Annotated in this window: 14 protein-coding genes; 10 read left to right on the top strand and 4 right to left on the bottom strand. The window is 61.3% G+C overall.

Annotation, left to right across the window (positions count from 1 at the left end; genetic code table 11):
• Positions 1-187 precede the first annotated feature (187 nt).
• From K0H48_RS18000 to K0H48_RS17990, 3 genes are read left to right on the top strand one after another with little or no spacing between them, the layout of a single operon-like run.
• Positions 188-646: a (2Fe-2S)-binding protein gene (locus tag K0H48_RS18000; RefSeq protein ID WP_219268520.1), complete on the top strand. Its 459-nt coding sequence runs from the start codon at positions 188-190 to the stop codon at positions 644-646.
• Positions 646-2,883, top strand: coding sequence for a molybdopterin cofactor-binding domain-containing protein (locus tag K0H48_RS17995; RefSeq protein ID WP_219268519.1), 2,238 nt, complete (start codon positions 646-648; stop codon positions 2,881-2,883). Before K0H48_RS18000 ends, K0H48_RS17995 begins: the two co-directional genes overlap by 1 nt.
• Positions 2,884-2,899: 16 nt before the next feature.
• Complete coding sequence (locus K0H48_RS17990) at positions 2,900-4,237, top strand: cytochrome c (RefSeq protein WP_219268518.1); 1,338 nt, start codon at positions 2,900-2,902, stop codon at positions 4,235-4,237.
• 146 nt (positions 4,238-4,383) lie between these two features.
• On the opposite strand, the gene K0H48_RS17985 is transcribed toward K0H48_RS17990, so the two are convergent.
• Both K0H48_RS17985 and K0H48_RS17980 read right to left on the bottom strand, forming a co-directional pair.
• Positions 4,384-4,746, bottom strand: coding sequence for a hypothetical protein (locus K0H48_RS17985; protein ID WP_099488679.1), 363 nt, complete (start codon positions 4,744-4,746; stop codon positions 4,384-4,386).
• A gap of 2 nt (positions 4,747-4,748) precedes the next feature.
• A complete protein-coding gene (locus K0H48_RS17980; RefSeq protein WP_219268517.1) occupies positions 4,749-5,738 on the bottom strand; it encodes a hypothetical protein in 990 nt (329 codons plus the stop codon).
• Positions 5,739-6,203: 465 nt separating this feature from the next.
• Between K0H48_RS17980 and K0H48_RS17975 the strand changes: the two genes are divergently transcribed.
• From K0H48_RS17975 to K0H48_RS17960, 4 genes are all read left to right on the top strand, one after another.
• Entirely contained in the window at positions 6,204-6,518 is a 315-nt protein-coding gene (locus K0H48_RS17975; protein ID WP_219268516.1) for a hypothetical protein, read from the top strand.
• 302 nt (positions 6,519-6,820) lie between these two features.
• On the top strand, positions 6,821-7,768 hold the full coding sequence (locus K0H48_RS17970; protein WP_219268515.1) for an ornithine cyclodeaminase family protein: 948 nt from the start codon (positions 6,821-6,823) through the stop codon (positions 7,766-7,768).
• 21 nt (positions 7,769-7,789) lie between these two features.
• Positions 7,790-8,923 carry an FAD-binding oxidoreductase gene (locus tag K0H48_RS17965; RefSeq protein ID WP_219268514.1) on the top strand — a complete coding sequence of 378 codons (1,134 nt, stop codon included), beginning with the start codon at positions 7,790-7,792 and terminating at the stop codon, positions 8,921-8,923.
• Entirely contained in the window at positions 8,923-9,549 is a 627-nt protein-coding gene (locus tag K0H48_RS17960) for a transcriptional regulator (protein ID WP_138815588.1), read from the top strand. The genes K0H48_RS17965 and K0H48_RS17960 overlap by 1 nt, the downstream gene beginning before the upstream one ends.
• 154 nt (positions 9,550-9,703) lie before the next feature.
• Here K0H48_RS17960 and K0H48_RS17955 read toward each other — a convergent pair whose 3' ends face one another.
• Entirely contained in the window at positions 9,704-10,480 is a 777-nt protein-coding gene (locus K0H48_RS17955) for an ABC transporter substrate-binding protein (RefSeq protein WP_219268513.1), read from the bottom strand.
• A gap of 389 nt (positions 10,481-10,869) precedes the next feature.
• Here K0H48_RS17955 and K0H48_RS17950 point away from each other — a divergent pair, with 389 nt between their 5' ends.
• The 3 genes from K0H48_RS17950 to K0H48_RS17940 all read left to right on the top strand — a co-directional run bounded on the left by K0H48_RS17950 (position 10,870) and on the right by K0H48_RS17940 (position 13,203).
• Positions 10,870-11,619, top strand: a complete 750-nt coding sequence (locus tag K0H48_RS17950) for a response regulator (protein ID WP_219268512.1) — start codon at positions 10,870-10,872, stop codon at positions 11,617-11,619.
• Positions 11,616-12,677 (top strand): ATP-binding protein, encoded by a 1,062-nt coding sequence (locus tag K0H48_RS17945; protein ID WP_219268511.1) that lies wholly within the window; start codon positions 11,616-11,618, stop codon positions 12,675-12,677. The genes K0H48_RS17950 and K0H48_RS17945 overlap by 4 nt, the downstream gene beginning before the upstream one ends.
• Before the next feature lie 220 nt (positions 12,678-12,897).
• Complete coding sequence (locus K0H48_RS17940) at positions 12,898-13,203, top strand: hypothetical protein (RefSeq protein WP_219268510.1); 306 nt, start codon at positions 12,898-12,900, stop codon at positions 13,201-13,203.
• On the opposite strand, the gene K0H48_RS17935 is transcribed toward K0H48_RS17940, so the two are convergent.
• Positions 13,204-14,100: a glycine betaine ABC transporter substrate-binding protein gene (locus K0H48_RS17935; protein ID WP_257627017.1), complete on the bottom strand. Its 897-nt coding sequence runs from the start codon at positions 14,098-14,100 to the stop codon at positions 13,204-13,206.
• Positions 14,101-14,127 lie beyond the last annotated feature (27 nt).

Genomic DNA, 14,127 nt, shown 5'->3' with positions numbered 1-14,127 from the left:
GGAACGATCAAGCCGCCGGTAGTGCATTCCTGCGAAATACTTGCCTGATCCTCCGACTTATCGACTGGCGGATAGATAGCCCTTGCGCCGTGGTCTAGAGTGCAACGATGGGCCACGAGTCCAACATTCTTATAAGAGTTCAAAAGAGCTCAGCACCACCAACCGATGATCAGCAGGTGAACCCGCCATGGAATTACGTATCAACCAAAAGACCTACCAGGTCGATGCCGACGCCGACACGCCGCTGCTGTGGGTGATCCGCGACGACCTCGGCATGACCGGCACCAAGTACGGTTGCGGCCTGGCCCAGTGCGGGGCCTGTTCGGTGCTGGTAGATGGCAATGTGGTGCGCTCCTGCGTCACGCCGGTGGCGGGCGTGGTCGGCCGCGAGGTCACGACCATCGAGGCCATTGAGGACGATGCGGTGGGCAAGCAGGTGGTCGCCGCCTGGGTCGAACATCAAGTGGCGCAATGCGGTTATTGCCAGTCCGGGCAGGTGATGGCGGCCACGGCGCTGCTCAAGCACACGCCCGCGCCGACGGTCGCGCAAATTGATGCGGCGATGGTTAACCTGTGCCGCTGCGGCACCTATAACGCCATCTACACGGCCATGCGGGATTTGGCCCAGCAGAAGGAGCGCGTCTGATGAATACGCGCAACGAACTGCTTGATGTGGCCCTGGGCGACCCGGTCAACCTGTCGCGCCGGCGTTTTCTGGCCAGCACCGCCGTAGGTGCACTGGTGATTGGTTTCGGCCTGCCGCTGGGTGGCGGCCGCGCCTTTGCTGCCACCGCCAACCCTACGGAGCGCGGCACGCAGGTGCCGGCGTTTCTGGAGATTCGGCCGGACGGCACGGTGCGCCTGCTCAGCCCCTTTATGGAAGGTGGCCAAGGCACCCACACCGCCATGGCGCAAATTGTCGGTGAAGAACTGGACGCCGACCCCGCCACCTTCATCGTCGAGGCCGCGCCACCGGGCGATGCCTATGTGGTGATGGAAAACGGCATGCGCATCACCGGCGGCAGCATGTCGGTGCGCATGAGTTACCCAGTGATGCGCCGCCTGGGCGCCCTGGCCCGCGCCATGCTGTTGCAGGCCGGTGCCGAGCAATTGGGCGTGCCGGTCGCGCAACTGACCACCACACCCGGCCGCGTAGTACACGCCGCCTCGGGCCGCTCGCTGGGGTATGGCGAACTGGCCAGCCGCGCCCTCGACATGCCGGTGCCTGACCCGTCCACCATCACCCTGCGCGACCCGAGCCAGTTCCGCTGGATCGGCAAGCCGGTCAAACGCCTGGATGCCTACGACAAATCCACCGGCAAGGCGCAATACAGCATCGACCTCAAGGTCGACGGCATGCTCCACGCTGCCGTACAGCATGCGCCGCGCCTGGGCATGACCGTGGGCAGCCTGCGCAATCAGTCCCAAGTCGAAGCCATGAAGGGCGTGCACTCGGTGCATCAACTGCCTGGCGCCGTGGCCGTGGTGGCCGAGCGCTGGTGGCACGCCAAGCGTGCAGTAGAAGCTATTCAGGTCGAATGGCTGGAAGCAGCGGCCGACTCTACAGTGCGCGCTATGCCAGCAGACTTTTCCAGCGACAAATACCGTGACTTCCTCGCCGCCCAGCAAGGCCCGGCACGCGACGAAGAGAACGAAGGCGACGTCAACGCCACGCTGGCAAACGCCAAGACCAAGGTCGAAGCCACCTACCACAACCAGTACGTCAACCACGCCCAACTGGAGCCGCCATCGGCCCTGGCGCGCTATAACCCGGATGGCACGCTGGAAGTCTGGCTGCCGAACCAGGCGCCGGACATGTTCCGCGCCGACATCGCCAAGCGCACCGGGCTGGATGTGTCGAAGATCACCCTGCATTCGCCGTTGCTGGGCGGCTTTTTCGGCCGGCATTTCCTGTATGACTCGGCCAACCCGTACCCGCAGGCTGTCGCGCTGGCCAAAGCCGTGGGCCGCCCGGTCAAGCTGATCTGGAGCCGCGAAGAAGAGTTCCTGCGCGATGTGCTGCGCCCGGTCGCGGTGGTCAAGTTCCGCGCTGCGCTGGATGACAAAGGCTTGCCGGTGGCCATCGAAGCCGTGAGCGCCACCGAAGGCCCATCCGAGGCCATCGCCGGCAAACAGGGCGATAAAATCGACCCGACGGCGCTTGAAGGGTTGTCGGGCAAGTCCTACGCGATTCCAAACAAGCGCATCGCCCAGATCTACGTCAAAGGCCCGACCATGCTCGGCTACTGGCGTTCGGTGGGCAACTCGCTGAATGACTTTTTCTACGAAGCCTTCCTCGATGAACTGGCCGACAAAGGCGGCCATGACCCGTACGAGCTGCGCCTGCACCTGCTGCGCGACAACAAACGCCTGACCACGTTGCTGCAAGCGGTGGGCGAGTTGTCCGGTGGCTGGAAACGTGGCCCGTATACCGCCGAAGACGGCAGCCGGCGTGCCCGTGGCGTGGCCATGGCCTCGCCCTTTGGCTCGCATGCGGCGGTGGTTGCCGAAGTGTCGATCGAAAACGGCCAGGTCAAGGTGCATAACATCTGGGAAGCCATCGACCCTGGCAGCATCGTCAACCCGGCGATCATCGAGGCCCAGGTCAATGGCGCCGTAGCATTGGGCTTGTCACAAACCTTGGTGGAAGAAGCGGTGTACGTGGACGGTAAACCACGGGCGCGCAACTACGACCTTTACCCGATCCTGCCACCCTCGCGGATGGCCAAGGTGCACGTAAAGATCGTCGAGAGCGGCGAAAAGATGGGCGGTATCGGCGAGCCGCCGCTACCTGCAGTGGCGCCTGCCGTGGCCAATGCGGTGGCGCACTTGACCGGCCAGCGCATCCGCAGCCTGCCCTTGAGCCGCTACACCTTCGCCTGACCGACAAGGAACGCCTATGAACAACCAACGATTGGCTAAAACCGCTGGCTGGCTGGTGCTGGCCGGTGCGGTCGCCGCCGGCCTGCTGGCCTGGTACGTCACCCGTCAACCTGCCTCACCGTTTGAACAGGCCAACGCCACCGCCGACCCGACCCTGGTCAGCCGTGGCGAATACGTCGCCCGCGTCAGTGATTGCGTGGCCTGCCACAGCCTGCCGGGCAAAGCGCCGTTTGCCGGCGGCCTGGAAATGGCCACGCCGCTGGGCGCCATTCATGCCACCAACATCACGCCCGACAAAAACGTCGGCATCGGCACCTACAGCCTGGCTGACTTCGACCGCGCAGTTCGCCACGGTGTGGCACCGGGTGGGCGACGGCTCTACCCGGCCATGCCCTACCCGTCCTACGTGAAACTCAGCGATGACGACATGCGTGCGCTGTATGCGTTTTTCATGCAGGGCGTGCAACCGGCCAGCGAGCCGAACATCCCCAGCAGCATTCCGTGGCCACTGAATATGCGCTGGCCTATCGCGCTGTGGAACGGCGTGTTCGCGCCGACTAAAACCTATGCCGCCAAACCCGAGCAGGATGCGTTGTGGAACCGTGGCGCCTATATCGTCCAAGGCCCCGGCCATTGCGGCAGTTGCCACACACCGCGTGGGCTGGCGTTTAACGAGAAGGCATTGGACGAATCCGGCGCGCCGTTCCTCGCCGGTGCCTTGCTCGACGGTTGGTATGCACCGAGCCTGCGCCAGGACCACAACACCGGGCTGGGCCGCTGGAGCGAGCCGGAGATTGTGCAGTTCCTCAAGACCGGGCGTAATAAACACGCGGTGGTGTATGGCTCGATGACCGAGGCGTTCAACAACTCCACGCAGTTCATGCAGGACGACGACCTGGCGGCCATTGCGCGTTACCTCAAGTCGCTGCCGGGCGACCCGCAACGTGACGGTTCGCCGTGGCAATACCAGACGGCAGCGCTCGACACAAGCGCTCCGGGTGCCCACACCTATGCCACCCGCTGCGCCTCCTGCCATGGCCTCGACGGCAAAGGCCAGCCGGAGTGGATGCCACCGTTGGCCGGTGCCACCTCAGCCTTGGCCAAGGAAAGCGCCTCGGCGATCAACATCACCCTCAATGGCTCGCAACGCATCGTGACCGCCGGTCTGCCGGACGCGTACCGCATGCCAGCGTTCCGCGAGCAATTGTCCGACCAGGAAATCGCCCAGGTGTTGAGCTACGTGCGCGGCACATGGGGCAACAACGGCGGCGCGGTGGAGGCTGCGGCGGTGAACAAGCTGCGCGGGCATACGGACCCGGCGAGCAGTAGCCCGATTATCCTGCACATGCGCTAACAGATCGTTCCCCCGCTCTGCGTGGGAATGCAGCCTGGGACGCTCTGCGTCCCGCTCACAACATTCAAGTTCCGCGCAGGTGTGACGCGGAGCGTCACGGGATGCGTTCCCACGCGGGAGCGTGGGAACGATCTGATGGCCGCAGGCTACCAGCCATACAAGTAGGCCCAGAGAACAGCGCCAGCGACCAATACCATCCCAAAATGATACGGCCACAACGCCCAACGCTTGAGGGAAAGGGGAACGGAAGCCAGTTCAGCCTCGGTCACCTCGCCTCTTTTGATGTGAAATTTAGGCATGCCTAACAGCTCTGTGATCAGGAGCATGCGATGAAACCTGTCGATATGCTTGTTTCTACCCCAAAACCGTTTGTTGTCGCAGACCACCTTGTTTTCACTGAAGTAGCTTTCCAGCGCTTCGAGCTTTGTGTACTCAGCGTATAAAGTCAGCCCTGCGAAAATTAGCCCCCCTACGCATAAAAAAATTGCCAGGGCGAGTTGAAAATCCATGCTTAAGCGCCTTCTGGTTGGAAGATCAAATCACCGTCGATCTCTTCGATTTGCCCGCCTAGAAAGGCGCCGCCAGCGCCGAATAAGGTGCCTCCTGTATACCCTACCGCAGCGCCGCCAATCACTGCGCAGGCCAGGTCCCCGTTTCCTTTAGCCACTACCCCCAAAAACACCTTACAGCCGAGTCGGGCTATTTTCGCGCCTACCGTCCCTCCCACATAAGCCCCCACCACGCCGCCCCCCAACTTCCCCGTCTCCACATACTTCGCCCGCCGACACTGCGCCTCGCGCCCCTCCACACACGCCTCCTTGATCTCCAACCCGGCCACGCCCACGTCCAGTGCCAAGCCCACATAGGTGCCCTTCCCCAACCACTTCGAGGTCTGCGCAATGCTCCGCATCCGCTGCGCATACCCGGCAATCTCACCCTTGTGCAGATAGCTTTTGGTTGAAATTCCCAATATCTTTTTCAGCGCCTGATTACCACGCAACCCCGTGCCAAATCGCGCCGCGCCTTGCAACTGGGTGTCCAGCAGCCCAAACAGCGCCTGGCGCTGGCGCAAAAAAGCCTCACGCTCCAAACCTGAGGTTTTCAGGCGCTGGTGCAGCCGCTCAATTTCTTCCAGCGTCTGCGCCACTTCGTCCAGATGCCGCGCCCACGCCGATGTTGCGCTGCCCACTCCCAACGAGCCGTACCCCAGAAGGCTTTGCAGCAAGTCATAGTTGTTGACCACTTGGGTTGCAACGCGCGCGTCCAGCTCCCGACTGATGGCCTCGGCATGGCGCACAAGCCAGGCCTCTTCCAGTGAGCAGGTCACGCTGTAGGGATCGGGAATAATCACCAACTGCCCCGGCCTCACCAGCCCATGACGCAGGTGCCGGTTCAACACATCGAAATGATCGGCACGCTGCCGGCCCGGGGCATGCCCCATCAACTGGGTTTTCAAACTGAGGTAGTCCGTGAGGCGGTCGTTGATATAGCCCTGCGCCATGCTTCGTATCCCTGAATGCAATGAAGATGGCATCGGAATATAAGCAGGCGAACAGGCCCTGGACACAAGGTCGGGAAGGCTGAGTGATATTTGGGAAGTTGCCTACATCGCCAGGAATAGACACCTACAAAAATGGCGAGGCTAGTGGCATTTGCTCATGGTTTTTAAAGGGCCAGCAGGCCGCGTCTCTTTAAATTGCAGGACGTTTCCTAGACAATCCTTGCCGCCTTGTGCCTGCTCGAATCGATGGCTAGTCTGCGGCCCGTCACTGCTTATCAGTGATCGGGTTTAGTCGCCCGGATTTAGGAGTAGGCGCATCGTCCCATCAATGCTTTATGGTGGCTGTGCGCAGGGCGCCTTCGGGCGCGCCGGATGCTCCTGACCGGTCGACTAACCTGCGTACAGCTGCCACCCTACGTTTAGTCGCGAAGTGTGTCGGCTCCTTGATCATCCAGGAGCAACACCATGAAAAAAGTCGTCCCCGACCCACCCCGCAACGCCGCCAAAGACCGCGCCGCCTTCAACCGCGCCATTGACCATTACCTGCCCTCCAACGGCGTTAAAATCGAAGACCTGAGCTTCGAAGACGCCCTGCTCTACACCGCCAGCTTGCTCGACAGTGCTTCAGCTACTGCACTCAATTGCGGTGATTTGCTGGCCAGTCCCCAGCGCGCGAAAATTCTGGCGGTGTGGCATTTGCTGGAGATGGCCAAGACCACCGTGGACCGCTCCATCGAGTGCCTGAAACCCACAGCCCCGCCTGCCTGCTCCCACAGTTGATCGATTCTGTCAGTTAGATCGTTCCCACGCTCCCGCGTGGGAATGCAGCCCGTGACGCTCCGCGTCACACCTGCGCAGAACTTGAATGCTGAGGGCGGGACGCGGAGCGTCCCAGGCGGCATTCCCACGCAGAGCGTGGGAACGATCTGAATCCCGCCTGCCTGAACACAATAAAAACTGTGGGGGCGGTCCTGTCAGTTGGACCTCTGCGCTTGCCGGTGCATCCTAAATCCGTGCCTGGATATTGCTCTATAGAACTAAATGTCCATAATGGACAAATTAGTTTATCTGCGGAGATTGCCATGTCCAGCACGCCCCTTGTCATGAACCAGGCCCAGGCCCGTGAATTGCTTGCCCAAGTCGATGTGCCCCACATCCTGCACAAGCTGTTCCGCGACCTGGCGGCCGGGCTGGCGGTGCAGCCGGCGCAGCAGCTGGTGGAGTTCCCGCACGGGGCCGGCGACTTTATCAACTACCTGGGCGTGCTGGCCGACGAGGGTGTGTATGGGGTCAAGACGTCGCCCTACATCGTGCGCGAGCAAGGCCCACTGGTGACGGCCTGGACCCTGCTGATGTCGATGCACACTGGCCAGCCGCTGTTGCTGTGCGATGCGGCCGAGCTGACCACCGCGCGCACCGCTGCCACCACTGCATTGGCGGTGGATGTGCTGGCGCCTGCTGCCGCGCGGCGCCTGGCGATTATCGGCAGTGGCAAGGTGGCGCAAGCGCACCTGCACTATGTGCGCAACCTGCGCGACTGGCAGCACATCCGCCTGTATTCACCGAGCCTGGGCCACGCCAGCGTCGACACCCTCGCCCACCTCAAAGGCCTGGACCCACGCCTGACCCTGGCCGACAGCTGTGACAGCGCCGTGGAAGATGCCGATGTGATCCTGCTGTGTACCTCATCGGCCGGCCCGGTGCTCGACCCGGCGCGTTTGCGCAAGCCAGCGCTGATCACCTCCATAAGCACCAATGCGCCACGCGCCCATGAAGTGCCGCCGGCCAGCCTGCAAGCCATGCATATATTCTGCGACTATCGCCAGACCACGCCGGGCGCGGCCGGTGAGATGCTGATCGCCGCCGAGCAACACGGTTGGGACAAGCGTGCCGTGATCGGCGACTTGCCGGAGTTGCTCAGCGATATGGCGCAGCGCCCGGACTACGACCGCCACGTGTTTTTTCGCTCGATCGGCCTGGGCCTGGAAGACGTCGCACTGGCCAACGCCCTGTACCAAACCCAGCGCTAACCATTAATTAAGGAGATGTTTATGAGCCATGCAGACTTCATCATCATCGGCGGCGGCATTGCCGGTGCATCCACGGGGTTCTGGTTGTCGCAGCATGGCAAAGTGTTGGTGCTGGAGCGCGAAAACCACCCGGCCTATCACTCCACCGGGCGCTCGGCGGCGCTCTACACCGCGGCGTATGGCACGCCGCAAGTGCGCGCCTTGACCCTGGCCAGCCGTGCATTTTTTGATAACCCGCCGGCAGGTTTCTGTGAGCACCCGTTGCTGACGCCACGCGGGGAGATCACCGTGGATTTCAGCGGCGACCCGGCGGAACTCGAGCGCCAATACCAGAGCGCCAAGGCCACGGTGGCGCAGGTGGAACGGCTGAGTGTCGATGAGGCCTGCGCACGGCTGCCGATTTTGCGTCGCGAAAAAGTCCACGGCGCCATCTTCGACCCGACCGCCAGCGATATCGACACCGATGCCCTGCACCAAGGCTATTTGCGCGGCATCCGCCGCCATCACGGCGAAGTGCGTACCGACAGCCATGTACTGGGCCTGAGCCGTGACGCCGACGGCCTGTGGCAGGTACGCACCCAGGACGCGACCTACACCGCGCCGATCATCATCAACGCCGCCGGCGCCTGGGCCGATCATATCGGCGGGCTCGCCGGGGCGGCGCCCATCGGCCTGCAGCCCAAGCGGCGTTCGGCGTTTATCTTCGCCGGGCCCGAGGGCGTCGACACGCATGCGTGGCCGATGCTGGTGGCGCTGGACGAAGCCTTCTACATGAAGCCCGATGCAGGCATGTTCCTCGGCTCGCCGGCCAACGCCGACCCGGTCGAACCCCAGGATGTACAACCCGAAGAGCTGGACATTGCCATGGGCATTTACCAGATCGAAGAAGCCACCACCTTGACCATCCGCCGACCGACCCGCACGTGGGCCGGGCTGCGCAGTTTTGTGCCTGATGGTGATTTGCTCGCGGGCTTCGACGCGCAGGTGCCGGGGCTGTTCTGGGTCGCGGCGCAAGGCGGTTATGGTATCCAGACCTCACCGGCCATGGGCCAGGCCAGCGCGGCGCTGGTGCGTGGAGCGCCGTTGCCGGAGCCACTGACGCGGTTTGGCCTGGACGCTGGTATGCTCTCGCCCGTCCGCCTGGAGCCGCATTGATGAGCATTGCCGAACAAGAAAACGTTGTGCAGAACTTCCGGGCGATCGCCGATGCGATTGCCACGCTGTTCTTTCCCCACGCCGAAGTGGTGCTGCATGACTTGCGCACGCAAAAGGTCGATTACATCGCTAACAACCTGTCGAAACGCGCCATTGGTGACGAATCGTCGCTGGAGGACATGCTCAGCGATGACATCCGCGAAGTGAATATCGGCCCGTACGAAAAGCTCAACTGGGACGGTCAGAAAATCCGCAGCCTGAGCACGGTGTTGCATGACCACAAAGGTCGTCGGCTGGCGGTGTTGTGCATCAACCTGAATATCTCGCTGTTCGAAAACGCCAAGGCGGCGCTGGACCTGTTCCTGTCACCGAGCAAGCTGATCCCGCAGCCCGATTCACTCTTTCGTGATGACTGGCAGGAGCGCATCAATACCTTTTTGCATGCCTGGATGCGTGAGCGTCAGTTGAGCCTGAACCTGCTGACCCGCGACCATAAGCGTGAACTGGTGCTGGCGTTGCATGCCGAGGGCGCGTTCAAGGGCAAGAGTGCGTCGAACTATGTGGCGAATGTGCTGGGGATGGGTCGGGCGACGGTGTACAAGCACCTCAAGGAATTGAAGGGCTGAGCGACTGGTCTTGGAACACCGCTGATCAACTGTGGGAGCTGGCTTGCCTGCGATGCAGACACCTCGGTACATCAGGTATACCGAGTTGATGCCATCGCAGGCAAGCCAGCTCCCACATGTGACCGAGTATGGCTCTACTGCTGCTGTTTCACCCTCAATCGCCGTAGATATCGGACTTGAAGTACTGCTGTGAAATCTTCTGATACTCGCCATTCGCACGAATCCCGTCGATGGCCGTATTCAGCTCACTGACCAACTCGGTATTGCCCTTGCGCACCGCGATCCCGGCGCCCTCGCCCACGTATTTGGGGTCCTTGAGTTCCGGCCCGACAAACGCGTAGCCCTTGCCGCGTGGCATCGACAGGAAGTCACTCAACGGGATGGTGTCGGCAAAAATCGCATCCAGGCGCCCCGAGGCCAAATCCATGTAGATCTCTTCGTTATTGCTGTAGCGCTTGACGTTGATGCCCTTGGGCTCGAACACCTCGGTGGCATAGCGGTCGGTGGTGGTGGCGCGCTGCACGCCAATGGTCTTGCCCTTGAGGCTGGCGTACTGGTCATCCACCACCGCGCCGTCCTTCATCACCAGGCGCGAAGAGGTGAAGTAATACTTGTGGGTGAAGTCCACCGACTTCTTGCGGTCTTCGTTGATGGTCATGGACGACAGTGCCATGTCGATTTTCTTCACTTTCAGTGAAGGAATCAGGCCGTCAAACTCACCTTCCACCCACACGCACTTGACCTTCATCTGCGCGCACAAGGCGTTACCGATGTCGTAGTCGAACCCGACGATCTTGCCATCCTGGGTCTTGGAGGCGAACGGTGGGTAGGCCGCCTCAATGCCGATACGCAAGGTTTTCTCGGCGGCCAGCACATGGCTTGAGGCAAACAGGCCCAGGGCCAGTGCGGCGATCAGCGCGGGGTTCTTCATGGTCGTTCTCTCGCAAGTTGTTGTTGGTTTGGCAAGCGTGAAGAAAGGAAGGCACAGGCTTTTTTGTACTTATAATTCCATATTGGACTTTTAGGTATTAATCGTCAATCCATGCCGCCTTTCTACACGCTGGGGCACAAATTAATGCCCGTCTCCATCGTTTCTCCACAAAACCTCCCATGAAAGCGCACGCTGGTTGCGCACACTTGCGTTCAGCGTTGCGTAGATTTACCAGGAGAACACGATGATTCCTGCCCTGGAGGCCAGCACCCTCACCCAGAAGCTATGATCACTACTGGCAAACGTGGCCATGGACCGGCAGCCACGATAAGGCAGATAAGCACGAGCGCAGGGATGCACAGGCTCGCCGCGTATTCACCGAGCAAACCATGACTGATTTCCCCGTTGCATCGATGCCCCGCCCGGACTGCGTCAGAGAACCCCAGGCCCTTGTGCTGATTGCCGAGGATGAGCCGCAAATCGCCGACATTCTGGTGGCTTACCTCAAACGTAGCGGCTTTCGCACCGCCCACGCGCGTGACGGCCAACAGGCGCTGGACATGCACCTGGCGCTCAAGCCGGAGCTGGTGTTGCTGGATGTGCTGATGCCCCACGTGGATGGCTGGCAGGTCCTTGCGCAAGTGCGCCAGCGCGGGCATACGCCGGTGATCATGCTGACCGCGCAGGACCAGGACATGGACAAGCTGATGGGCCTGCGCATCGGCGCCGACGACTATATCGTCAAGCCGTTCAACCCGGCCGAAGTGGTGGCGCGTACCCAGGCGGTCCTGCGCCGCTCCATCGCTTATCGCGGCCACGCCTGCCCCACGGTGCTGCGGGTGGACGCGTTTGAAATCGACCTGGAAAGCTACGAAGCCACGGTGACGCTGGCCGGCCGCCGAGTGCCGCTGGCCTTGACCGTCACCGAATTCCGCTTGCTGGCGCAACTGGCCAAGGCGCCGAAACGGGTGTTCAGCCGCGCCGAGTTGCTGGCCCAGTGTTCACCGGAAAGCGACAGCCTGGAGCGCACGGTTGACAGCCATATCAGCAAACTGCGGCGCAAGCTCGAAGACCTCGGCGTACAGGGTGTGCCCACCAGTATCCGTGGCGTCGGCTACCGGTTCGGGAGCGTGGTGTGAAAGGGCTCAAAGGCCTGAGCCGCCAGATCATCCTGTCGATGTGCGCCGTGGTGCTGTGCGTGATCGCCCTGGCGGTGATCGGCTCGTATATTTTTTATGCATTGCTATGGACCTACTGGCCGCTCACCGACGCCGAAGTGGATGCCTGGCTGCCGGCCAAGGCTGAATGGGTGTGGATGGGCCTGACCACGTGCGTGAGCCTGGCGGTGGGCTCGATTGTGGCGCTGAAACTGTCGCGGCGCATTCTGATGCCGCTCAATTCCGTGGCCGAAAACCTGCGCAAACTGGCCGACGGCGACCTGGACGTACAGGCGGTTGCCGGTGACCAGTCGATCGGCGAAGCGGCGATCCTGGTCAATGACTTCAACAGCATGGCCAAACGCTTGCAGCGCATGGCGCAGGAGCAAGCGTTCTGGAATGCCGCCATTGCACATGAACTGCGCACGCCCCTGACTATTCTGCGCGGGCGCCTGCAAGGGTTGGCCGAGGGTGTATTCGAACCCGACACCGCGCAGTTCTACAGCCTGCTGGGCCAGGTCGAAGGCTTGACGCGCTTGATCGAGGATATGCGCGTGGTGGGCCTGGGCGACAGTGGCTACCTGGAACTCAACCTGCAAGAAGCCGACCTGGCGACAGGCATTGAAGACGATGTGCGCTTGTTCGAACCGAGCCTGGTGGCCGCAGGTTTTGTGCTGCAATTGGACCTGCAACGCCGCACCCTGCGCTGCGACCCGGCGCGCATCCGCCAGGCGTTGCTGGCCCTGCTGGATAACATTCGGCGGCACGCGACACCGGGCAATGTCATCGTGCACCTGAGCACCCGCGATGGCTTCAACTACCTGCGCGTGCGCGATGACGGCCCCGGCATCGACGAAGGTTTTGCCGCGCGCCTGTTTGATGCCTTCCAACGCGGTGAAAACTCCCGCTCACGCGCCCAGGGCGGCAGTGGCCTGGGCCTGGCCGTGGTGCGCGCCATCGCCCTCGCCCATGGCGGCGCCGTGACCTGCCGCCGCATGGAAAACGGCGGCACGCTGTTTGAACTCAGTTGGCACGTTTGATTGAGCGAGGCACGGCGATGCGTATGTTTTTTTGGCTGTTCAAGCGCTCGCCCCGTTACCGGCACTTTGCTTTATTGGACGCAAGGCAGGTGTGCATTGCGTTTAAAAGCTGCCGCACAAAACCTGTCGGCGAGCATTGGGTAGAAGTTGAACGGATCAACCTGCCTTGGCTGGGAACCACACTCCCAGGCTGCGCCCGTACCGTTGAGCGAGGGTAAACATGAGCAATGACATATCCCGACTCGAAGCTTCCTTAAGGCTGTACACGGCCCGTTTGAAAAGGTTGCAGCGCTTCTGGGTGCCCCTGCAACGTCGTGCCCCCAAGTGGGTGCTGGCGTTGTGGATTGTTGGCGTGTTCGTATCGCTGACCACCCAATGTTACGAGCACTGGCTGGTAACCGCGCCGATGATTTGCGCATTGATCGTGGCGGAAATCATCGTCGATGAGCGGCAAATGACGCTGTCATTGCGCGTTGACCAGGTGCGCGACTTGCTCAGGGAGGCGCGCAGCCGCTACCTGTGCTGACTAAAGCAAACTATTTTGCTGCAAAAACATTCTGGCCACGCTCTCGATAGACTCTCGACCTACGTCGACCCGGGAGTTGAGACCGGCTATGGTTTCGTCGTCCAACCTGGATGACAGTGCGTTGAGCAATTCGCCCAGCTGAGGGTGTTGCTTGAAGACCTCAGTACGAATCACCGGGGTCAACGCATAGCTGGGGAAAAAACCCTTGTCGTCTTTGAGTACCACAAAATCGTATGCCGGGATCCGCCCGTCAGTCGACATCACCAATGCCACATCCACCTGACCGTCCCGCAGCGCCTGATAAGTCAGCCCACCGTCCATACGGATAATGTTTTTACGCCCGAATTCGAACTTGTACAGGTCTTGCAGCGGTCGCAAGCCATCGGAGCGCGAGTAAAACTCGGCATTGCTCGCGAACTGGTAGGTGCCGCCCTCGCCTATGTTCTTCGCCAGGTCGCTGAGCGTGGCGATACCGTGCTTTTGCGCCGCTTCAGCGCGCATGGCAAATGCATAGGTCGTGTTGGCTTTTGACCGGTTTAACCAAGTGATGCCCTTCTGCGCATCAAGGGCACTAACCCGGTTGTAGGTCTCGTCGGCGTCCAGGGTGTCGGTGACCTTGTTGTAAAGCACCAGGGAAGTGCCGGTGTACTCCCAGTACACGTCGACCTGACCGTTCTCCAGCGCCGCACGCAATATGGATGAGCCCAGATCCGGGCGTTTATCAACGCTGTACCCATTAGCGCGCAAGAGTTGCGTGGTCATTTCCGCAACCAGTTGCTGTTCGGTAAACTTTTTGCCGCCCACAACTATCGTGCTGTTGGCAGAAACACTGCCAATGCTGCCGAGAACAAAGCCCAGCACGCCGATCAGACAGATGAGTGTTCGATGAATCATCATGCATCTCCTGTAGGTCAATGGTCTTCA

It is taken from the genome of Pseudomonas sp. Xaverov 259 (assembly GCF_019352915.1).
Taxonomy (GTDB): Bacteria; Pseudomonadota; Gammaproteobacteria; order Pseudomonadales; family Pseudomonadaceae; genus Aquipseudomonas.
This window is presented reverse-complemented; position numbering and strand designations above follow the sequence as displayed.

Bases quoted from the DNA above. Each gene is read 5' to 3' on its own strand.
- K0H48_RS18000 (WP_219268520.1), top strand. From the start codon at position 188: ATGGAATTACGTATCAACCAAAAGACCTACCAGGTCGATGCCGACGCC.
- K0H48_RS17995 (WP_219268519.1), top strand. From the start codon at position 646: ATGAATACGCGCAACGAACTGCTTGATGTGGCCCTGGGCGACCCGGTC.
- K0H48_RS17990 (WP_219268518.1), top strand. From the start codon at position 2,900: ATGAACAACCAACGATTGGCTAAAACCGCTGGCTGGCTGGTGCTGGCC.
- K0H48_RS17985 (WP_099488679.1), bottom strand. From the start codon at position 4,746: ATGGATTTTCAACTCGCCCTGGCAATTTTTTTATGCGTAGGGGGGCTA.
- K0H48_RS17980 (WP_219268517.1), bottom strand. From the start codon at position 5,738: ATGGCGCAGGGCTATATCAACGACCGCCTCACGGACTACCTCAGTTTG.
- K0H48_RS17975 (WP_219268516.1), top strand. From the start codon at position 6,204: ATGAAAAAAGTCGTCCCCGACCCACCCCGCAACGCCGCCAAAGACCGC.
- K0H48_RS17970 (WP_219268515.1), top strand. From the start codon at position 6,821: ATGTCCAGCACGCCCCTTGTCATGAACCAGGCCCAGGCCCGTGAATTG.
- K0H48_RS17965 (WP_219268514.1), top strand. From the start codon at position 7,790: ATGAGCCATGCAGACTTCATCATCATCGGCGGCGGCATTGCCGGTGCA.
- K0H48_RS17960 (WP_138815588.1), top strand. From the start codon at position 8,923: ATGAGCATTGCCGAACAAGAAAACGTTGTGCAGAACTTCCGGGCGATC.
- K0H48_RS17955 (WP_219268513.1), bottom strand. From the start codon at position 10,480: ATGAAGAACCCCGCGCTGATCGCCGCACTGGCCCTGGGCCTGTTTGCC.
- K0H48_RS17950 (WP_219268512.1), top strand. From the start codon at position 10,870: ATGACTGATTTCCCCGTTGCATCGATGCCCCGCCCGGACTGCGTCAGA.
- K0H48_RS17940 (WP_219268510.1), top strand. From the start codon at position 12,898: ATGAGCAATGACATATCCCGACTCGAAGCTTCCTTAAGGCTGTACACG.
- K0H48_RS17935 (WP_257627017.1), bottom strand. From the start codon at position 14,100: ATGATGATTCATCGAACACTCATCTGTCTGATCGGCGTGCTGGGCTTT.